The 21265-nt window shown below is 51.4% G+C and carries 20 protein-coding genes; 2 read left to right on the top strand and 18 right to left on the bottom strand.

Annotation, left to right across the window (positions count from 1 at the left end; translation table 11 throughout):
• Window positions 1–68 precede the first annotated feature (68 nt).
• The 6 genes from INT33_RS18865 to INT33_RS18840 form a co-directional block, all read right to left on the bottom strand.
• On the bottom strand, window positions 69–5054 hold the full coding sequence (locus tag INT33_RS18865) for a tetratricopeptide repeat protein (protein ID WP_193092716.1): 4986 nt from the start codon (window positions 5052–5054) through the stop codon (window positions 69–71).
• A 90-nt stretch (window positions 5055–5144) separates the two neighbouring features.
• A complete protein-coding gene (locus INT33_RS18860) occupies window positions 5145–5366 on the bottom strand; it encodes a hypothetical protein (protein WP_193092715.1) in 222 nt (73 codons plus the stop codon).
• 121 nt (window positions 5367–5487) lie between these two features.
• On the bottom strand, window positions 5488–6756 hold the full coding sequence (locus INT33_RS18855; protein WP_193092714.1) for a FliC/FljB family flagellin: 1269 nt from the start codon (window positions 6754–6756) through the stop codon (window positions 5488–5490).
• 509 nt (window positions 6757–7265) lie between these two features.
• Window positions 7266–8237, bottom strand: a complete 972-nt coding sequence (locus tag INT33_RS18850) for an Rpn family recombination-promoting nuclease/putative transposase (protein ID WP_193092713.1) — start codon at window positions 8235–8237, stop codon at window positions 7266–7268.
• Between the two features lie 312 nt (window positions 8238–8549).
• Window positions 8550–9965 (bottom strand): flagellar filament capping protein FliD, encoded by a 1416-nt coding sequence (gene fliD / locus INT33_RS18845; RefSeq protein ID WP_193092712.1) that lies wholly within the window; start codon window positions 9963–9965, stop codon window positions 8550–8552.
• A 216-nt stretch (window positions 9966–10181) separates the two neighbouring features.
• A complete protein-coding gene (locus INT33_RS18840) occupies window positions 10182–10325 on the bottom strand; it encodes a hypothetical protein (RefSeq protein ID WP_193092711.1) in 144 nt (47 codons plus the stop codon).
• Between the two features lie 472 nt (window positions 10326–10797).
• On the opposite strand from INT33_RS18840, the gene INT33_RS18835 reads away from it, so the two are divergent.
• The gene (locus INT33_RS18835) at window positions 10798–11121 is read left to right on the top strand and encodes a hypothetical protein (protein WP_193092710.1); all 324 of its coding nucleotides are present in this window, start codon (window positions 10798–10800) and stop codon (window positions 11119–11121) included.
• A gap of 422 nt (window positions 11122–11543) precedes the next feature.
• Here the strand turns inward: INT33_RS18835 and INT33_RS18830 are convergent, their stop codons facing one another.
• The 3 genes from INT33_RS18830 to INT33_RS18825 all read right to left on the bottom strand — a co-directional run bounded on the left by INT33_RS18830 (window position 11544) and on the right by INT33_RS18825 (window position 12358).
• A complete protein-coding gene (locus INT33_RS18830; protein ID WP_193092709.1) occupies window positions 11544–11846 on the bottom strand; it encodes a helix-turn-helix domain-containing protein in 303 nt (100 codons plus the stop codon).
• Between the two features lie 96 nt (window positions 11847–11942).
• Window positions 11943–12065, bottom strand: coding sequence for a hypothetical protein (locus tag INT33_RS21400; RefSeq protein ID WP_264298947.1), 123 nt, complete (start codon window positions 12063–12065; stop codon window positions 11943–11945).
• Window positions 12062–12358 (bottom strand): helix-turn-helix domain-containing protein, encoded by a 297-nt coding sequence (locus tag INT33_RS18825; protein WP_193092708.1) that lies wholly within the window; start codon window positions 12356–12358, stop codon window positions 12062–12064. The genes INT33_RS21400 and INT33_RS18825 overlap by 4 nt, the downstream gene beginning before the upstream one ends.
• Before the next feature lie 196 nt (window positions 12359–12554).
• Between INT33_RS18825 and INT33_RS18820 the strand changes: the two genes are divergently transcribed.
• The gene (locus INT33_RS18820; protein ID WP_193092707.1) at window positions 12555–13556 is read left to right on the top strand and encodes a serine hydrolase domain-containing protein; all 1002 of its coding nucleotides are present in this window, start codon (window positions 12555–12557) and stop codon (window positions 13554–13556) included.
• Here the strand turns inward: INT33_RS18820 and INT33_RS18815 are convergent.
• The 9 genes from INT33_RS18815 to INT33_RS18775 form a co-directional block, all read right to left on the bottom strand.
• Window positions 13473–14201 (bottom strand): exopolysaccharide biosynthesis protein, encoded by a 729-nt coding sequence (locus INT33_RS18815; protein ID WP_456065780.1) that lies wholly within the window; start codon window positions 14199–14201, stop codon window positions 13473–13475. The two genes, INT33_RS18820 and INT33_RS18815, sit on opposite strands and share 84 nt — an antisense overlap.
• Complete coding sequence (locus tag INT33_RS18810; protein WP_193092706.1) at window positions 14194–14658, bottom strand: tellurite resistance TerB family protein; 465 nt, start codon at window positions 14656–14658, stop codon at window positions 14194–14196. Before INT33_RS18810 ends, INT33_RS18815 begins: the two co-directional genes overlap by 8 nt.
• Before the next feature lie 109 nt (window positions 14659–14767).
• Window positions 14768–15775 (bottom strand): nucleoid-associated protein YejK, encoded by a 1008-nt coding sequence (yejK, locus tag INT33_RS18805; protein WP_193092705.1) that lies wholly within the window; start codon window positions 15773–15775, stop codon window positions 14768–14770.
• A 47-nt stretch (window positions 15776–15822) separates the two neighbouring features.
• Window positions 15823–16584, bottom strand: a complete 762-nt coding sequence (locus INT33_RS18800; protein WP_193092704.1) for an ABC transporter permease — start codon at window positions 16582–16584, stop codon at window positions 15823–15825.
• Entirely contained in the window at window positions 16581–17516 is a 936-nt protein-coding gene (locus INT33_RS18795; protein ID WP_193092703.1) for an ABC transporter ATP-binding protein, read from the bottom strand. Before INT33_RS18795 ends, INT33_RS18800 begins: the two co-directional genes overlap by 4 nt.
• Window positions 17517–17651: 135 nt before the next feature.
• Window positions 17652–17930 carry a peptidylprolyl isomerase gene (locus tag INT33_RS18790; protein WP_193092702.1) on the bottom strand — a complete coding sequence of 93 codons (279 nt, stop codon included), beginning with the start codon at window positions 17928–17930 and terminating at the stop codon, window positions 17652–17654.
• Window positions 17931–18009: 79 nt separating this feature from the next.
• Entirely contained in the window at window positions 18010–19119 is a 1110-nt protein-coding gene (locus tag INT33_RS18785) for a serine hydrolase (RefSeq protein ID WP_193092701.1), read from the bottom strand.
• Window positions 19120–19132: 13 nt separating this feature from the next.
• Window positions 19133–20239, bottom strand: coding sequence for an acyltransferase family protein (locus tag INT33_RS18780; protein ID WP_193092700.1), 1107 nt, complete (start codon window positions 20237–20239; stop codon window positions 19133–19135).
• 179 nt (window positions 20240–20418) lie between these two features.
• Window positions 20419–20706, bottom strand: a complete 288-nt coding sequence (locus INT33_RS18775; protein ID WP_193092699.1) for a hypothetical protein — start codon at window positions 20704–20706, stop codon at window positions 20419–20421.
• Between the last annotated feature and the right edge of the window lie 559 nt (window positions 20707–21265).

Below are 21265 nucleotides of genomic sequence, written 5' to 3'. Positions count from 1 at the left end.
CTTTGATTCTCAATATTTCAGTGTTTTTGAACCATAAAGTAATGCTTCAACATGCCCGTATCTGATCATCATATTGCTTGCTGATAGGTCTTAATAATGTCCAGGCTGTGCTGGCACAGCTGCTTAGCTGGATGATTGACAGGTAGCTCTTGGGTTAAGCCTTCAAGGCCATTCCACCACTGTAAGTTTTTCTCGATCAATTGACTCTCCAGCTCGGCTACCTGCTGTCGCGCTACCAGCTCGGTATGGGCCATACCTAGTTGATAGACTATGTAGGTAAGCACACGCCGTAAGCTATAGAAGTTTTCCGTGCATAACATCAATTTAGTTATCACTGCCCGGCGTTCGCCTTTGCGATGCAGCGCTGGCATATAAGAGCGAATATCTTCAAACGCCACAGGTAACTGGCCACGTAGCTGCATCGCGCCCCCCTGCACATCCAAGAGATAGCCGCTAACGTTGAGCGTGACCGGTACAGAACTTAGCCAAGTGCAGGCATTATCCATAAAACCATAGCTAAGCATGGTATCAACGGCATCGTAGAGATTGTAACGTACGAACAGCTCACCTGTTTCAATATCAGGCACATGAAAAGTACGCATTGTCGGCTTACCATCCACTAGTGGCGTAGCGAACCCTTCCGCATTCAAGCGATGGTTCAAACAGTCAACTAATGGCATTAAGGCAAAGCGCTGCATTGCAGGGCCATTAATACCCAGTGCCTTAAGGCTATGTTCATTAACACTGAACTTACGAGATCCCAAGAAGCTATCCACTAACAAGTCATCCTGCACGCCAGCCTTGAACAGCTTATGATAGTGGGCCAAGTTATCATTAAGCGGCCGTGCCGAGAGCAGGTAATCCACTACAGTAGGCGCCTCCCAAGCCACAAAAGGCAGGCTTTCTTTCCACAGCTGTAACTTATTAGTGGCATTGTACAACGCCATCATTGCCTCCATCATTTCCTGCTGATGGGCAAGCAGAGGCGTGCCATTGGGGGTGGCAATGAGGCTTCCCCCACGGCTTACTATATCGAAGCACTCAAGCTGAGGCATCAGCGCTATGGGCACTCGCATATAACTTGCTCGCGGCGCACCCGGCGTACCATGCAGTGACAAATTACCATTATCTGACTTGATACAGAGTTCCGGGTTAAACCAAGCCCCGTTTTTAGCTAATAAGTGGCAGATATGACGTATGGGGCTTAATGCCTCTGCATCACCTTCCATTCTTGGTAGTCTAGCACTGCTCTTGTTACTGATTTTTTTCAGAGCAGACTGCTCAACTTTGCGCTTTAGTATCCAGAATTCGCGATAGTTAAGTGCGTCATCACAAACGGAGCCTTTATGCAGCACATTAAAACCAGCACTAGCAATAGCCGTTGCGTTATCTTCAAACCCTGGCTCTGTCGCATGGCGGTCACGGGCCCCCTGACTTTCAAGCAACACAATACCGTCAGGTTTACACAGCGTAAATAACGCCTCACCAAAGTCCTCCAATGGTTTGCCAATCCACTGGTGGACGGCACACGCAATGACCAAGTCATACTGCTTTTTCCCAACAAACTCATCAAACGCCTTGTGGTGCAGTTTAATATGGGAATAATTCAGGTATTCAGCTACTGTATTGCCTACTTCAACGCACGCTTTACTGATATCAAAACCTTCACCGGCTAGCAGCTTATTGGCTAAGCCCATCAGCAAAAAACCGTGATTACAACCAATATCCAGCGCCGTGGCGTTATCCGGCAACCAATTTTCAAGCTGATAATGATCCAGTCGCGCCTTGGCTGAGCGGGTACCCGGCAGCATCAAAGGTTCAAACCCTTGATAAGGCAAACCAAAGTCACCAAAGCTATACTGCAATTGCTCACCTTTGTAGCCACGCCAAATTTCCTGCACCTTGGTATGCAACTCGGCTAAATACCTGTGATCAGCATGTGGGCTTTCCACTAGAGCAGCACGTAATTGCTTGTAAGCCAACACGGTTTCCAAAGAGTAAGGATAGGTGTTACATGCCTGCCATAGGCTTGCAACAGCGTTGGCTGGCTCATTGATCGCGCGCTGTGCGCTGGCCAGATTCATCAACAACCTTGCGCGCAATGGGCCTTGGTGTGTGTCAAGCATTCTCAGAGCAGCTTCGTGAGAAGCAAGTACAGCTTGGTATTCGCCCACGGAGCTGGCCATGCTTTGCTGAAATATGGCTTTTAATGCCAGTAAGTCCGCACGAGCGCTTAACGCGTCACCTAAACCAGCAGCGACCAGAGTACTATTCGTATGTCCTAGCAGGGCCTCACATTGAGCAAGTGCTTGCTCTTGCTCACGGCGCTTATGGCTACCTTTTGTAAGCTCAAGAGTAAAGCGCGCTACCGCCAAGTGCTCAGGAAAGCTTTTTATCAACTGCTCATGAGTAATCCTCGCCGCCTTGGTTTTCCCTGCTCGACACTGAGCAAAACCTAAAGCCAGCCAGTAACGCAAATCCTCCTCTGCCGTGCACAGTTCACTTAATTTAGTGATCGCCTGCTCATGTTGGCCAAGATGCGAGAGTGCCTGCCCTAGGTAGTAACGCCCTTCAGCATCCTCTGGCTGCTCTTTTAAAAGCTGCTGCGCTAGGCTGACCGCACGGTGAATATTATGATTGGCAAGGGCTGCGGCTAATCCACGTTCCGCGACACGGTTCGGTTTACGAAGGGCCAAGAAAGAGGGTTCGCCCGCTCTTTTGGTGAGCACATTAGCCCCCGAGTAACCACGTATTTTTAGATAGCGCTCGGCGAGCTTAGCATCTCTTTCAGCAAGTAACTGGTATGGTAAGTCGTGAATACCAAATACCGTATCCAGCATAAAGGCAAGGCGCTGACATTGCTTAAATTCTAATGTGGACAACCGATCTGGCGAAGGTATAAATAGCGCATCGGCAGTAGCCAGCTGGGTAGTCTGAGGGCGTTCAATATCATCCCGAGCAGGCATCAAGCTACGGTGCTGAGGATTATTCAGCCGATAAAAACTAAACCCATGACGACTAGCCCAGTGACTGATTTCAGCAAGATTGGGTTGACGGTGATGTGTCGGCTGAAATACCACACCAATTTGCAGCAGCAATGCATCCGCTAATGCTTCCCCCCCGTTTTCCAACACGGCCATAGCATCAGACAACTCATCAAGAATAAGCCAATCAAGGCTAGCCAAACCCTCTATATCATTGAGTCGTAATGTATTGATAGGCAGACGCGTGAGTACGGAAGCACCACTACGTACGCTCTTTGGCAATTGCTCGGCAGGCAGCGGTGCGAGGGGAGCACTAAACTCAGCATCTAGCGTAGCGTAAAGTGTTGCGGGCTGACCATCACCCAACAGGGCATGAGGTACATGCTGAAACTCTTCAACCCCAGCCACCTCATCTGCTGCCACTCGACTTACCGGGTCAAAAGCGATGACCCCAAACGCATTTGATGCCATCAACTCACGGAAATTATCCTCTCGTGGTAGGCGAGCGGCATTATCCACAACCACAAGCCGCCCTTGCAGATGCCAATCAAAATGCTCCACTGGCTCACAAGGTAAACCATGGGCTTGCATAGCGGCTTGGTACCCATCACGTAGTGGCTCTAAATGATGTATGAAGGGTTTCGATACACCGTTAAAGTCCTTGCGGATAGGCATCGGAACATCCAGCGAGCGCACTGGGCTTAAATGCTCAACCAGCCCTGCATGTCTTTCAGCTTGTTCTATATAGCTAGCATTTTCCGACGTACTCAACGCACTTAGCAATCGCTCTGAGACAATATCAGGTTGATGGGTTAATTCCTCATAGCTAACCCAATAAATGGGATTAGGAAGCACCATTGCCCAGTGCTGCATAGCTTGCTCATAAAAAGCAATATGTTCACCTAGGCTATAAAGATCGTTAGTATGATCGTTAGCTTGCGTGTAGTGATTAAAGTAAGCCGTTAAGCCAACATCCATCAGGTCACGTTGACAAAATATGATTGGCGCTTTGGGAAACCACAATCCTATTAGCCCTAACGCCCAAATATCTGCCGGCCGTGTAGTAATTTTCGTACTGCCATCATAGCCAATGAAGTTCAGATAACCCTGAGCATCAGCACGACATTTCTCCGGGGTTAAGGACGCTAGATACTCCCCTACACTTCCGCTGTAAGGAGCCAGTATGTTTTCAACATATAAGCGCAGCTGGTGGCTTTCACCGTTTCTTACTAAACCTTTGGCTCCGCCTAAAAGCGACTCTACTAGGCTTTTTCCAGAACGTGACAACCCACTAATAACTAACTGAGGCACTTCTGGCAGCCCGCCTGCCTGCAAGCTAGCAAAGTGTTTTGAGGAAAAATGCTGAATTGTTTTGATGCCGCTCGCCTCATGCAGATTGGATGCTTCTTTGAGGCTTTTACGTAGTTCGTTGCCTTTTCGGTAATACTCAAAAGCGCGCTCGGCATCACCAATATCCCAGTAGGCTTTGCCTAAAGTAAATGCAATGGTCGCTTTATTTTTTAAAGAAATAGCTTCACCTTCCAGTAGAGAAGGAAGGCATGTAAAGATCTCATCCGTTGGCTGGTAGGTAATAAAATTAGACAGGCTATAATGAGCACCGACATTAAGCGGGTCTCGGCGCAAGTTTTCCAGAAAGCATTGGCGCCCTTTTTCCACTTCGCCCAAGGCGATATAAACGTCTCCCAAGTTAGTACGTGCTGCCAAGCGGTTAGGCTGTAAAGCTAATGCTCGCTCTAGCAGCGGCCGTGCCGCCTCGGGCTGACCAGTTACCAGCAAGCATACGCCCAGCGCAGCGAGAATAGCGGGGGCGTCTGGTAGAAGTGAATTGGCCTTTTGCAGTATAGGTAACGCTGTATCATATTTAGTTTGGCTAACAAGTGACAAGCCCAGCATGCCTAGCACATCACCACTACGCGGATAGCGTTCCATCAGCACGCGCGCTTTCTCTTCAGCGTCCAAGTATCGCCCTTGATTAATTAGCGCATCGATGGCGCGCAGCTCTTTTTGCTGGGGCTGTTGTTTTGTGAAGCGCTGGTGTGCACGCGACATGACCTATCCTCGGCGGGTAAATGCTAGCATGCTAGCAAAAAAAAGGGCAGACAAAGCACTGAAAAGCATCCATTTACCCGCCATATCGCGTCATTTTCTAACTTGCCGTCCCTCTTCCGCCATTACCTCCGAGAATGCCTCCCAAGATAGCCGATACTTATTGACCGAATTATTAGCAGGCAACCATTCCAGATTACCCTTACTGATAAGCAAGGTACCAAGCGCGCTACCATCAGAGCGTACTTTAACTTCAATATCTTTATGCGCCACTACCTTTGTGTGCAGATTTAGGCTGACATCGTGTGAAGGCATAAACACCTCTGTTGTTTAATAATCGGCTTGGAAAAAGCTAAAAAAACCGGCACCACGAAGGTGCCGGTTCATTGTAATACTTAGTGATAAAACAGGCGTTCTATCGTATTCAGGCTTCAGCTTAGCCCAGCAGAGAAAGAACGTTCTGCGGGATCTGGTTAGCCTGTGCCAGAACCGACGTACCTGCCTGCTGAAGGATCTGTGCGCGAGTCATATTGGCCACTTCAACTGCGTAATCCGCATCTTCGATACGCGAACGAGCAGCCGATAGATTCGTCTCATTAGTATTCAAGTTGGTAATAGCAGAGTCAAAACGGTTTTGCACCGCACCCAAGTCAGAACGTAGGGTATCGACCTGTTTCAGCGCTTTATCCAATTTATCCAAAGGATTAACAGTACCCGCGTTGCTTAAAAGGTCTTTAGCGCCCAGCTCTTTACCATCCGGAGCAAAAGTTGCAAGCGAACCAGTACCATCAACACCAGTAGCATCCTGGGGATCAATTGCTACGTAGTAAACTGCTGAAGAGGAAGCTTCGAAAGCCTTGCCATCGTTATCTGTCAAGCCTTGCTGATTTAGCGCTTGCGCTACGTTAGCATCAGCAGCTGTAACAGTTACTTTAGAGTACCAGTTACCCGCATCGTCTGCGAAAGCGTTAGCAGAATCAACCGTGACATTGCTAGCAGCTACACCTAGGTTCTTCGCCAAATCATCGCCAAAATCAGTTACTTCAGTGCTTGTAATCTTAGTCGACTCGCCATAAGCCGCTTCAAAATCGTTAGCATTGGCTGCTACAACACCTTCAGCAGTCTCACCGTATACATCCTCACCGCTACCACCGTTAGCAGTGGTTTGATCAACCGGTCCAGTAACATTGAAAGAACCCAGATTCAATGTGTTAGCATTGATTTTTTCCAGGCTGATCGAGATGGTTTCACCATCATTAGCACCCACTTGGATAGAGAGGTTCTGATTGCCACCCAACACTTTGGTACCGTTAAAATCGGTTTCTTCGGAGATACGGTCAATCTCAGAAAGGCGCTGATTAATTTCGTCCTGGATAGAGCTTAAGTCGTCTGCGGAGTTAGTACCGTTTTGCGCCTGTACGGTTAGCTCACGAACACGCTGAAGGTTGTCGTTTACCTGGTTCAGAGCACCCTCCGCCGTTTGTGCAACGGAGATACCATCGTTGGCGTTACGCTGTGCTTGAGCCAAACCAGTAATTTGGCTGCTCATGCGGTTGGCAATAGCCTGACCAGCAGCGTCGTCTTTCGCGCTGTTGATACGCAGACCAGAAGACAGACGCTCCATAGAGGTTTGCAGTGAAGACTGTGATTTGGACAGGTTAGACTGGCCAATCATGGAGGTAATATTGGTATTGATCACTGACATGGTGGTATTCCCCTTTCTATAAGACTGGCCATCTGGCCCGCTGTTCGACGTATTGTGCGCCGTTATACTTATTAACGGCGCCGCAGGGGAAACCTTTAGGGGAGTTAGTAAAAAATAATGTAATTATTGGTAACAAGGGGATTAGAAATATTTACAAATGCCATATGCCAGGCCCAGAACTTTGTGGGAGCTGAATTTATTCGGCGAAGGCGGCGCCAGCCGCCCTTAACTTCGGCAGCGCTGCGCACTGCTTCGCCCGCTGAAGCGAGCTCCCACAAAACCAGCCCGGATGAGTGAGTTGCCTACACAGGCGTACCACTTTCCGACACATCGATATGGTCGATTTTGTGGGAGCTGAGTTCGCTCGGTGATGGCGGCGCTAGCTGCCCTTACCCCGCCAAGCCGCTGCAGGTGGCGCTTCACCCAGCGCGCAGCCACGTTCTCGCTGCCAAATATGCTGCTTAAAGGATTTCCACAAGACTTCGCACTGAACAGAGAGGATGCTTTCGTTAATGCCGCGTTTCAGCACGTAGCCTCTCAACATCTTCAATGGGCAGTTCCTCAATCTCGGCAATCAATTGATCCGTCATTTCAGTGAGCGCGATAAGCTTACGCGCCGAATTGCGTTTAGCTTCCAGAGTTCCCTGCTGATGCCCTTCTTGGCGGCCTTCCAGTCGACCTTCCTGACGGCCTTCCAGACGCTCTTTTTTCACCAGGTTTTCCAGGTTTTCTGCCAACATGTTTTTGTCCTCCACTAAGCTTGTGAGCGCTTCCAGGTTAACGCCTGCGCCAAGCCGTTGCAGGTGGCGTTTTACCCAGCGCGTAATGATTGGGTCGATGCGCGGTTTATGCGGGTCTGCCTGGATGATCGCGACAATGCGGTCAACCGCTTGCTGCAAGCTTTCCCAGCTCGTGGCCGCATTCTCAATGCCGAATATACCGCTTAGAGGGCTATGACGCTGTGCCAGTTCCTGATTGCTATAGGCGCCTTCGTCAATTACATAATAGCGCAAATGCGGTTGATACGGTTTCAGGAAAGCGGGCGGTTCTGGCTGCACCATGTCGTAAATATCTTGCGGGGCTGTCCAGCGGGGGTTGCCGTTGTATAACACGACAGGGAACACGGGCGGCAAGCCCTTGCCGGGCGTAGTAGCTTTCGCTTTTAACAGGTGGTCATAGAAGCAGGCGACATAATGCATCAGCCGGATGGGCATTGTGCGGTCTACCCGGGATTGAAACTCAAGCAGCAGGTAAAGGTAAACCTCTTGGGTCGCCCCTTGCCAGTTCACCTGCACCGACCAGACCAGGTCTTCAAACTTTTCTTCAAACAGGGGCGTAATGTAATTGCCGCTGTGAAGTTTTAACGTGCTGAAATCCATCAGTTCGGAAATTTCCGGCGGGGCAAAGCCTTCCAGCAGTTGCTGGACAAACTCTGGGTAGCTAAAAAGCTCTTTATAACCGGTGTCGTAGTGATTCGCCATGGGCACTCCTGCGCAGTACCAGGATGTTAGCATGGCCGCGCGAGGGCTATCACTTTTGCGGCTTGGGCAGGCAGGTTGTGGGAGCTGAATTTGTTCTGCGATGGCCGCGCCACCTGCCTCAGCCCCGGCAGCGCTGCGCACTGCATTGCGGGTGCCTCGCTTCGCTCGTTACGCCGCACTACGGTTGGCCTCTCACGGTGAGCTGGCTCAACTGGTTTTGTGGGAGCTGAACTTATTCGGCGATGGCGGCGTTAGCCGCCCTTACTCTGGTAGCGCTGTGGGCTGCTTCTTTCGCTCCTACAAGGATCGGGATTACTTCTTTCGGCCTAGCTGGGCATCCAGCGCGTCAAACTGCTGGGTGAGGTATGAGCTCATGCTGTTCATCTGCGACACCATAACGTCGAGCTGGCCGAACTGAGTTCGGTAGCGAGAAATCGTTGCGTCAATGCTTTTCTCCATGCGCGCATAGCGGTCATCAAGACTTTTGACGTTGTTCTCAGCGCCCGTAATGGCACCTTTTAATACGCCGTTACTGCTTACCATCTGATCAATGGAACTAGCCAGTTTACCCGCCAAGCCACCGTCTTTTTTATCACCGGCAAAAAACGCACTCAACGCTTGCGGGTTATTAGCGACCAAGCCGTCTAATTTAGCGTCATCGACCTTTAACTTGCCGTCATTCTGTAAGGTAATGCCCAACTGGCTTAGCGTAGAAAACTCGCCACCTTCAACACCGCCGGTGAGCACGCTACGCAGGCGGGACTCTATGGTGCGAATTGTTCGATCACCTAGCAATTCGCCTGCGGCTCCGCTTTCAGCATTAAAGCTAGTGAGTGTGGCTGTCGTGTCTTTTAAATCGTTAAACGCTTTGACGAAGCCGTTGATTGCTTCGCGCTGCTTCAGGGTATCGCGCTCAATATTAACCGTGCTGGTGGCTTTTTCACCTTCAGCAATGCTTAGCTCGTTCAGGTTAAGAGTTACCCCTTGAATAGCGCCTTCCACCTGGTTTTTAGCGCTGGTAATCGTGATGCCGTTCACCGTTAAAGAGGCGTCCATCCCTTGACGCTTGGCACCCGCCTCTTCCGCTTCACCGAACGGGCCAGGGACAACGCCACCGTTCTCATCACCTACTTTGCTCGCATCTACAAAATTAAAGCTCTCAATAGAAGCGTCTTTACCTGTCGCCTTGGAACTGAGTGCTAGGCGGTAGCCTTCGCCATCATTGATAATCGTGGCATTCACACCCGCATCTTTATTGGCGTTAATCGCATCGCGGATAGCATTTAGCGAGCTGTCGGCGCCAATCTCAATATCGACCGAATCACTGCCCGCAAAATTTAGCCTGATTGAAGTAGCGCCTTGCAAATCGAGCGGTTGATCTTTCTCGTCAACGCGAGTAGAGGCCAGCGAACCCGATGTCGCTAGCTGACTAACTTCTACTCGATAGCTACCGGGTAATGCGCTCGCTGAAGTAGTGGCTTTAATATCATCGCCACGCACATTGGCGGAAAGGCTCTGGTAAAGCTTTGGGTCATTGATCTTGGCAACCGCATCGTTAAAAGCGTTAAGCGAGGTTTGTAGCTGACCGTAAGCGGAAATCTTGGCTTTCTGATCGGCTTTCTGCTGTGTAATCGGCTCCAGTTTACCGCGCTCGGCTTTTTGAAGCTCATCCAGCAGGCCGGTGAGATCTAACCCTGATCCAACGCCAAGGGAGGTAATTGATGCCATACTGGCTGCTCCTCAGTCAAAAGACTAAACCGTTTAAAAGGTGCCATGTTCTGTTGGCACGCATACGTCATTAACAGCTTTATCGGCCGAAATGCTGATAACTTTAACGCTATTTTATGTTTTAACTACTGACTCTGATCAAGACAATGTCTACCAAGAGCGGCAGGCATTAAATGCAAAGAGACTAATGAACAATTACGTTACCGCCTCTCATCGCTAACCTCGACCTAGCTGGACATAGAGCGCATCAAACTGCTGAATAAGGTAGCTGCTGACTTGGTTCATCTGCGCCACCATGCTTTCCAACTGACCGAACTGCAACTGGTAGCAGGCAATCGTTTGCTCAGGAGATTTTTCCATACGAATATATCCTTAACAGTTTCAACCCTCGTAGCAGCTCTTTACAGCATCATTTGCCTGCTTTGCATATAAATACCGCTGACCTTCATTGAGGAATACATTAATTATGCTTGTTGTTTATTCTCGACTATTAAACCCGATACTTAAGCTCTATCGGTGGTAAATTAAGTAGCGGAAGGTAACTAAAGGTAAACTGCCTATAATCCAGCTATGTTCATCCACAATTATTTCTATGCAGCCACTGTGTGTAATTAAAAAAATAGTGTCTACTATCAGAATCTTAAAACATCATTAGATGGCTAACAACTTACCCATAACTAAGTAACTTAGCGTATTTAAGTATTATTACCACTATGTTAAAAACAATAAAAATTAAAGATAATTGTTAAAAATTAGACCTTGGTCTAACACCCCACCTGCTTTACAATGCACCGCAACATATTCACTCGCGCCGTTCGCAGGACATCGCATCATGCATGCACAGTACGTTTACGACTCCAGCCACACGCCTGCTACCAACGCTCAGCGTAGCCTTCGCCACTGCCTTTCAGCGGTAGCAGAAATGCTTTATGACCATGGGTATGTGCTTGAGAGCATTACGCTCTCGCAACGCGGCCTGACCGAGCGTGAACTTAGCGCCTTGCGCGCGCAGGCAACTGAGTGGGCAGCCTGCCAGGAGATTTTGGAAACCAGCGGCGCTGCCACCCTTAATGGATATGGCCGCTTTGTTTTGACGGCCATGGGCCGTGAGCTGATGTTCGATATGTTCGGCCAAGGGGCGGCTGACTGCGCTTAAAGCGCGGTGAAAAAAGGTACTCGCGTAAACACAAACAGACACGCACAAAAAAGCCCACAGGTTTTGCCTGTGGGCTTTTTATTGGCGCGATTAACGCAGGCCGAGCATCGAAAGGATGAACAGTACAACAACAATCAGACCTACGATATAAATGATATTACGCATGTCGGCGCTCCTTGCTAGTTTGCGTTTTGGGTGAAATCAAAGGGTTGCTTACTTCGAAGTAACGCCTTCAGCCTAGCAGGCTTTCTGCCTCTTTGCGTAATATTCCTGCATTTTCCTTCAGAAGGCGGCTGAGCGTATGTGGCTGCAGTGCTCACGTTAAAGGCGTTTGCGGTTCTCGTCGAATGCTTGCTGGATCATTTTCTGCTGCTTGGCATCGATTTCTAACTCACGGTAAAGGGATGACCATTCGGATAAGCTTACCGAAGGACTTCAAGACCTTTGCTACGGAGAACATTGAGCAAGCGTAGTGACGAACCAGAAGGCGTCCTATCTCCACTTTCCCACTTGCGAACAGACTCCACGGAGACGTTCACACACTCAGCCATGACTTGCTGGCTGACTTTTAATTTCTTACGCAGACCAGAAATTTCTTTCGCGTCTAGTACCTTAACCTCAGGAACACACAAAGACTCAAATTCACGCATGGTAATGTTAGTAATTCCACCCGCACGATGTAGGACCTTGGCATCCTGAAGAACGCTCTCCAAAATTTTACTCATCGTCCTGCCTCCTAGGAACTACGCGGATAAGCGCGGATTCCTTTACTTGCTCTTGGAGCTTTTTGGCGCTCAAATTTAATACACTTTTCGCTAGCTTTAAATTGAGCTTTCCGCTATCCACTGCGGGCAATAGGCAAAATAGATGCCCTGTCGGCTAGCGACGAGTTCCCCCACAGGGTTACCTGCAAACAGCACCTCTACGGTATTGATACGCTTCATTTTCGCCCCCGGGCACGCCCTGCCTGCTTGATCTTTTCAAGTGATATCGGGTGCTCATGCTTGAATAGCTCGGCAATTTGGCGTGTGGTGCCCAGCGCCGTGGCAATGAGGACTAGGCTATCGAGGGTTATTTGCCCGCTGGATTCGAATCGTTTGATGGTGGACTCTGAAACACCCGTCATCTGCGCCAAGGTTTTACGAGAAAGGTTTTTTGCCAGTCGCGCTTCTCGTGCGTTGGCACCAACCTGCTGAGACAGTTCGCCAGGAGCAAGCAAGGAGTGAGTGAGTGCCATAGATAACCTATGAATAATGGTCTATTTATAAACCATTATACACTTAAATGAACTATAGAATGTCAAATATGGCCTTTAATAATTAAGCACTCCACTTTAGATCCAGAAGGCACTCTTTCGTCTAGTAGCTATCTGCGGTGGAACCTCTATTACTTATAGACCTCGAATCTTTGCCACTTATACCGAAGGTGTTGTGATGCGCGTGCCCGGTTTGCTTGTTTCGTTAGCTGTTATTTCCTTGTTACCCACCGCTAATGCAGCCGCTGATGAACCTTCAGCGCATGCACTGCAGACACTAGATCAGCAAACCAGCCAATTAAGCCGCATACACAGCGTGGTAGTTGCCTATGATGGCGAGATTATCCATGAATATCACCAAGGTGGCCCCGGCACTGCGCAGCCAGCCAATATCAAGTCGCTTTCTAAAACCGTGCTGGCGGCCGTTACCGGCGCGGCCATTGAAGAAGGCATTATTGAATCCGTCGAACAGCCCATGGTGGCGCTATTCGGTGACCGCCTGCCTTCAGGCCTAGATCCACGTGTTAGCGATATTACGGTTGAACATCTATTGGCCCAGCAGGCGGGGCTAGAGCGCACCTCAGGCGGCAACTACAGTGCCTGGGTGGCAAGCGCCAACTGGATTAACGACGCGCTGAGCCGCCCATTCGTCGATGAGCCCGGCGGGCGGATGCTGTATTCCACCGGCACCAGCCACCTGCTTTCGGCTGCGCTTACCTATGCAAGCGGTGAAACCACACATGCGCTTGCAAAGCGGCTGCTGGGAGATCCACTTAATATCTCAATCCCGCCCTGGCCACGCGACCCTCAGGGCATTTATTTTGGCGGCAACGACATGCAGCTTTCGCCACGCGCGTTGATAGAGGTCGGCGAGCTTTACCGTAACGATGGCATGGTCGATGGCGAGCGCATATTGCCCGAAGGCTGGGTGGAAGACTCATGGACGGCGCGTGGCGTCTCACAGTGGACAGGCGACGGCTATGGTTTTGGATGGTTTATTACTCAGCTGGCAGGTGAAGCAGTGTATTACGGCCGAGGTTATGGCGGCCAGGCGCTTTATGTCATCCCGGATAGGCAGATGACGGTAGTGATCACCTCAGACCCGACGCCCCCATCGCCTGGGGGCCAGTTTCAGCAGTTGCTCAATCAGTTGGTGGTGGGGCTTCTTGGTGAGCGTTAATACAGCTTGGAGAGCATTAGCGTTCGCTCGCGACGTTTTAAAAGGCTCTAAAACAGATACATGAGTATTGCCACAAACGTGGCGGTCGTGATCAGAAAGCCTAACGAAAGTACTAAGCCGTCGCGGGCGACAAGCCCCAGGCCAAACAGCGTTAGCGCAAGGCCTGCGCCATTCGCGGAGAAGGGAATAAATTCCATCGGTGGCATGGCCACAGCCACCAGCAGGCAGGCAGGCAAGCGCAGTGGCGCGTATGCCTGCGTAACCGGTCATCCACTTTAAACGCATGCCCAACAGATTATCGACCCACTGAGCGGGCTTTTTTAGGGCATGAATGGCTTTATCAAAGCCTTTGCGGGATACCGATCGATTTAAAAGCCATTTAGGTAACCAAAACGTTTTTCTACCTGCCAATAGCTGAGTGGAAACCAGCAAGACCAGCGCGGCCATTAACGTCGGCATACCGGGAATATCACCAATGACCGGCGCGAGGGTGATAAGCCCGGCAATCAGCAGCAGCGGCCCAAAGGAGCGACGCCCGACGGCGTCAACAATATCATCGACGCTTACACGCGGCGCTTCACGCTCCATCTGCTCCATCGTCTGAATAAGTTCGGTTAGGTTGGTAGCTTCTGTCGATTCACTCATGCGCGTTGCGGCGCTCCTCTACCTGCAGTTTGGCATGAATAAAATCGCTGTGGCTGACGTGAAGCAGATCCGCCAAACGCCGAATACGGTGCTCTTCAAGGGGGTCTACGCGACCATCAGCCCACGCTAACTGCCACATCAATGCGACCAGCTCACAGCGCTGCGCATAGCCATAGTGCTCTCTTACCAGGCTGACGAACTGGTAATGATCGACCGCCTCTTCTACCTCGGCTTCGGCAAGCGCCATGAGTTCGGCGACTTCGTGCTCGCCTAGCCGGTAGCGGGTCGTCAGCATTTGCTGTAACGCTGCACGCTCGGCATCGCTGGCGTTGTAGTCAGCGCGCATTACTTCACACAGCAACGCTGCGGTGGCGAGCTCAAGGGTTAAGGTCTGGTTGTCGCGCCGCTCGGGTTCGGCCAGGGCACGTTGAAAGAAGTGGGTAATGGCATCCAGCATAGGGCGCTCTCCTGATAATACGTGTATCTCAACATTCGACGTCAAACAACAAGCAAAGTGCCCAACCACCGCCCTCTCCACTCACCACTCACCATTCACAGCTCACCACTCACGATTTCCGCTTGGCAAGCTGCTCTTTGAGCTGCTTAGGCACCTGCTTGATAATCAGCCGATCCTGGCCCTCGTCATACTCGATGCTGGAACCCAGCAGATGCGAGTCAAAGCTGATGGACACACCGCCTGCGCGCCCGGTAAAACGCCGAAACTGACTAATCGTGCGCTTATCCGGCGGGATCTCTGCGGCAAGCCCGTAGTCGGCATTACGGATATGCTCAAAAAATGCTTTGGGCTGCTGCTCGTCCACGAGCTCAGAGAGCGCTTCCAGGGTCATGGGTTCGCCGCGGCGTAGCTGCTCATTGGCGTAATCCACCAGGGTATCGGTTTTGTCGCGGCTGGCGTCTTCGTCGAAGTCTTCTTTTTCAACGTAATCGCTGAAGGCTTTTAACAGCGTTCGGGTTTCCGCCGGGGCGTCGATGCCCTCCTCCATGCCCAGCAAAGCCACCATGCCTTCGGCGAGCTTTTTGCCGCCGCGGTCTTTTAAAAACGATACGTACTGGGCATTGGGCGCATCGCTTTGCCACTGGGTTAAATTGACCCGAGCGGCCAAGGTCAGTTGGCTGGTATTTAGCTGCGCTGCAGGCACCGCTTGATGTGCCTCGTTAATGCCGATGCCTTCGCGCTGGTGGACTAACGCTATAAACAGGGTTTCCGTGTCGCCCTGACGTAAATGCGCGAGCAGTAAATAGCCACTTACCGAGAGCTGCTCCTGCAGCTCGCGCGCCAGACGCTCTGCAATGGCTGTTGAAAGCTGCGTGAAGTCCTGCTCGCCGGTCATGTAGTCGCGCAACCAGGCAACCAGCGGCCCTGCCTGTTCGCCTTGTTCAGCAAAGCGGCCCCAGCCTTTGGCTTTGGTGTTATAGGTGTCGTTAAGCCCGTTTACCAGGCTTGCCATTACCGGGTCATCGCTTTCAGCGGGGGCAGGCGCCGCCGTTAAGGTTAGGCGTTCGCCATCCAGTGACGGGTCCAAGCGGTGAACAATACTTTGCAGTAGCGGCATAAGGTGGCATCAGCTCCAGACAATAAACAGAAATACGGCGGCGTGGGTTATGGCTTAAGGCGATAACCGGTGCGGAATATCCAGGCAATAGCGCCAAGGCTTGCGATTAAAAACAGCGTAATCATGGCGACGCTTGCCGCCACGCTGACATCGCTAATACCGTAGAAACTCCAGCGAAAACCGCTCACCAGATAAACCACCGGATTAGCCAGCGTCACGGTCTGCCAGAAGGGGGGCAGCATATCAATCGAGTAAAAGCTGCCACCCAGAAAGGTCAGCGGCGTAATAATCAGCAGCGGCACAAGCTGCAGCTTGTCAAAGCCATCCGCCCAGATACCGATAATGAAGCCAAGCAGGCTAAAGGTGACGGCGGTTAACACCAAAAACGTCAGCATCCAGAAAGGATGAGCGATCTCAAGCGGCACAAAAAAGCTCGATGTGCCCAGGATAATCAGCCCCAGCAGAATCGACTTTGACGCCGCAGCACCCACATAGCCAATGACAATTTCCAGATACGAAATTGGCGCCGATAAAATCTCGTAGATGCTGCCTGAGAATTTGGGAAAAAAGATGCCGAACGAGGCGTTGGACACGCTTTGGGTCAGCAGCATCAGCATGATCAGCCCTGGCACGATAAAGGCGCCGTAACTGACGCCGCCAATCTCACTGATACGCGAGCCGATGGCCGCACCGAACACTACAAAGTAGAGCGAGGTCGAGATGACCGGCGACACGATACTTTGCAGCAGGGTGCGCCGCGTGCGCGCCATTTCCGCCATATAAATGGCGCGAACAGGATGAAGGTTCATGCACGCTCCTTAACTAAATCGACAAAAATATCTTCAAGCGAGCTCTGCCGCGTATGCAGGTCTTTAAACGTAATGCCTTCCCGGGCAAGCGTTGCCAGCAGCGCCGAGATGCCGTGCCCCTCTTCGTCCTGGCGGCCGTCGTAGGTGTAAACCAGTTCGTACCCATTGGCGGTAAGGCTTAGCGCGTCTTGCTGCAGCGTACTGGGCAACTCACTAAGCGGTGTCTGTAGGTGCAGGGTTAGCTGCTTGCTGCCCAGTTTCTGCATCAGGGCAGCCTTCTCTTCCACCAGTACGATTTCTCCGCGATTAATCACCCCGATGCGATCGGCCATCTCTTCGGCTTCTTCAATGTAGTGGGTGGTGAGAATGATCGTCACCCCGCTTTCACGCAGCCCGCGCACCACTTCCCACATATCCCGGCGAAGCTCTACATCCACCCCGGCGGTGGGCTCATCCAGAAACAGGATGCGCGGCTCGTGGGAGAGCGCCTTGGCAATCAGCACCCGGCGCTTCATGCCGCCGGAAAGCGTCATTAAGCGGTTATCGCGCTTATCCCATAGTGCCAGTGATTTAAGCACCTTTTCGATATGTGCAGGGTCAGGCGCTTTGCCAAACAGGCCGCGGCTAAAGCTGACCGTATTCCATACCGTTTCAAAGGCTTCGTTGGTTAGTTCCTGAGGGACCAGGCCAATACGCTCGCGCGCCTGACGGTAGTGAGTCACGCTGTCAAAGCCATCAATAACTACCTGGCCTTCGGTGGGATTCACCAGGCCACACACCACGCTGATCAGCGTGGTTTTGCCTGCCCCGTTGGGGCCAAGCAGGGCAAAAATCTCGCCGCGTTGAATAGATAAATCCACACGCGTAAGTGCCTGAAAGCCGCCTTCGTAGGTTTTATTCAGGTCATTAATCGAAATAATCGGGTCGTTCAAGGCGTACTCCTCCCACCACAGCGTAAAAGCCGCGACGTCTGAGGCAGTTTTTACGCGATATCACGCATTACGTTAATGCGAAAAATAAGCCGTGCACGCCTGATGGCGTTGCACGGCTATAGAAACACTGGCGGATTAGCTGCGGTCAGTGATTTCGAGCAGGTGGTAACCAAACTGCGTTTTTACCGGACCGTGTACCTGACCCAGCTCACCACTGAAAACGACCTTGTCGAACTCAGGCACCATTTGGCCGGGGCCAAAGCTACCTAAATCGCCGCCTTGACGACCAGAAGGACAGCTTGAATGCTGCTTGGCCACTTCCGCAAAATCGCGGCCGTTTTCAATTTCCTGCTTAAGCGCTAAACACTGCTCTTCACTGTTCACCAAAATGTGACGGGCGCTGGCACGTGCCATAACAAGCTCCTTAATTTAATCAATCATAGTGGGCGGCTAGTTTATCACGCCCACGCATGGGTTGTGGGTACCTGAGCTATCAAGGCGCACCCAGCGCACCACTGTAGCGTAGTGCGTCACCCACCTGCGCCAGCGCGTGCTCATGGTCACTCAGGGCCAGCGGGCCGCGGCTACAGGTAACGATGACCCAAGGGCCAGTGCGGGCGCTTTCATCTGCCCGCGTGGCAACGCCTGCATCACAACTGCGCCGATGCTGGGTGCCGGTTTTATGCGCAAAACTGATCGCATCGCCCATGCCTGCCGTCAAACGCTTGTCACCTGAGCGGGTACGCTGCATGATCTCCAGCAACGCCTGACGCTGACCGGCGTCTAAATCGCTCTCTGCCCCGTTATACAAGCTGGCCAGCAGGTCGCCATAAGCGCGCAGCGTGCCGACGTTTTTACCGGTGGCTTCATAGGCATCAAAAGCATGGTCATAATCAGGCTGCAGTAACGCCGCTTGATTAACGCCTAAAAGCCGCGCCAGCGCGATACCTCGCTGACTTAACCGGTGCTGACGCAGTGCGATAAAGTCCATACCGGTTAAGGTGTTGGCGTCCGGATGAAACTGCCCGTATACGCCCTGACGAACGCCCACTAGCTTGGTAATAGGGCCAATGTCCTCAGGATTTCCCCCACTGGCGGCAATCATGGTCCTGGCACGCGCATTAACCTCAGCAAGCCCGACACGCTCAATCAACATATCGGACGCCGTGTTATCGCTGACGGTAATCATGTGCTCCAGCAGGTAGCGAACCGAAATCGGCGTGCCGGGGTCATGCCAGATCACCGGGCCGGCGCCATCCACAAAGTCACTGCGCGAAAGCGTTAAGCGCTCATCAAAAGACAGCGTGCCCGCCTGGCGCTCGGCAAGCACTTGCGCGGCGATAGGTACTTTGACCAGCGAGGCCAGATACCAGGGCCGGTCGGCCTGCCATGAATACGCCTCGCCGGTCGTCAGATCTTGTACATAAACCCCGAGTGCCCCGCCAAACACCTCTTCAATAGCAGCTATTCGGGCATCTAAATCGCCTTGCCACGTGCTCTGTTTGTCAACCTCGTAGTACCAGTTAGTTTCGTACCCATCGGCGTAGACGGGCAGCGCAATCAAAAATGCAATACCTAGCAGCCAGCGTTGAATCCGTCGCAAATCGTTACCTCTTTTAGCGGTGGGCGGCCATCCAGCGGGTTAGCCAAATCCAGGCGGCTGCGCCGAGTATTAACACGCCACCAATACCCAGTGCCTGTGGATAGGTATATATGCCTTCGCTTTGCAGCAGAAAGCGCAGCACCAGAAAAATCATCACAATATGAAAGATGAAGGCTTTTAACGCATCGCTACCGACCACGGTTAAAGGCAAAAGTGCCTTAGCAGCGATCGCGCCGCCAGCCAGCGCCAACGCGAGTAAGACAAGCGCGCCGCCTAAGCTAAACAGCGTGAACTGCAGGCCAGGCGGATGTTTGCCAGCATTATTGGCAACGGCCATCATCGCCGCATAGGCATCGCCTTCGGCAAAAGCGAAGCCGTAAAATGCCACCACCATTAACGCACCCACACCCAGCAACGTAAGTACCAGACGGCGACGCAGCTCGGCGGTAAAGTAACAGCGCAGTAACGCCTCGCCGATCAATAATCCGATAAAAATTAGTGGCGCTCGACTAATCTGCCCCCAGGCATAATGGTCTTGATGATCCACCAGGAAGGCTTTCAAAATGTCATTTCCGCCAAAGGTAAACCCTTGCAACCAAGCGGCAAGCCCGGCCAAGCCAACAATAGTGGCAATACGGCTCCAGAGAGGCGCACGCGCCCAGAGCGGCAGGATTAACGGTACCCAAAGTAGCGCGATGGCATAGAACCCGAGAATTTCTACCCAAATAGCAAAGCGGCCGTAAAGCAGCGTATCGACAATATCGGCGGGGGCACTGAAGGGCAGCATTTCGATAATGACAAGCGCCTTGTACCAGAACCAGACTTCCAACGCACGAAGCCATAGCTTCAGGCGCCGCTTGGGCCAATCGTCCGTTTGCGTATGGGAAAGAAAAGCCACCGCCAGCGCGATACCGAACACTAAAATAAACAGCGATGAGGAAAATTTAGTTAAAAAATGGATCGGCACCATACCCCAGTCGGGCACATTGCGAATGCCCACCAACCCGCTTATCGCATGACTCACAATCATCAGACCAATGGCGATACCACGGGCCAGATCAATAGCCTCGATACGCCCTTCGGCTTTGGGTAGCTGCGGCGCTTCCTTCCAGTTCACCACGATAAAGGCGTCCTTGTTGTCGTTACGGATTAGGGATTAGATAATTAATCTCGTTCAACAATAGCCTATAAATTGATTGCCTCTAAGCGATGCTTTAAACGCAAAGATGCCCCGCAATTGGCGGGGCATCCTGTGGCTCATCCGTGAGCCAGAACAAGAGTTAATCCTTTAGGGGAGTGTTACCACTGCGAATCATCGTCTGAATCAGTGGTTTCGTATTCCTGCTCCTCTTCCTCTTCTTCGTAAGTGAATTCTTGCTCTTCCTCTTCATATTCGGTCGTAGCACCTTGGTCTTGCTCAGTCTCGTACGTTTGGTAAGTGCTTTGATCGTCCTGCATGGTTTCTTCCTGCGGGGTCGGCTCTTGCGGTGCCGTGTCTTCTTCCATGCCGGCGAAAGCAAGCGGGCTCGCCATCAGACCAAAAGATACGCCTAAAATACCTAGTTTTTTCAGAGCTTCCATTTTCATGTCGTGCCTCCTAAGTAATACGCTTTCTGTTACTTGGTAAATTTAAATAAGAAACATCTAGCCAAGAACCAAACATCTTCCTGATGCTGCGTTCTTACATTAGGTATTGCAGCGGGCATACCAGGTTTGTGTATAAAAGAATAAATGCATTTAAAGTCAAAAGCTTAAAAACAAGCACAGCGTGCCAACTACTTGATATTTAAATTATTATTAGCGATTAATTGGCTATCTCTGACACATGGGCCCCGTTGTCTATGCCAAATGAGATTGCTATGCAGTTAATTAGCTTTCTCAGCCACCAGCGATACATGATATGGGCTTGGCAAATACCAGTCAGGTGAGTGCGCCAAACACCCACCTAACGCTAGGCATACCCGGCGACGGATAAAGCTAATATGGCTAGTGAGAATGGCGCGGCACTTCCGAGCCCCGACAGCCCACCAAAAAGTCAAAGTCACAGCCTTCATCGGCTTGCAGTACTCGCTCGATATACAGCTGGCGATAGCCACCCTGGCTGGCGATGAGTGTCGAGGCTGCCGTGGCATCAAACTCGGCAAGA

The organism is Halomonas colorata (assembly GCF_014897985.1).
GTDB lineage: Bacteria > Pseudomonadota > Gammaproteobacteria > Pseudomonadales > Halomonadaceae > Vreelandella > Vreelandella colorata.
Note: the sequence above shows the minus strand (reverse complement) of the source record. Positions and strands in the feature narration are given on the sequence as shown.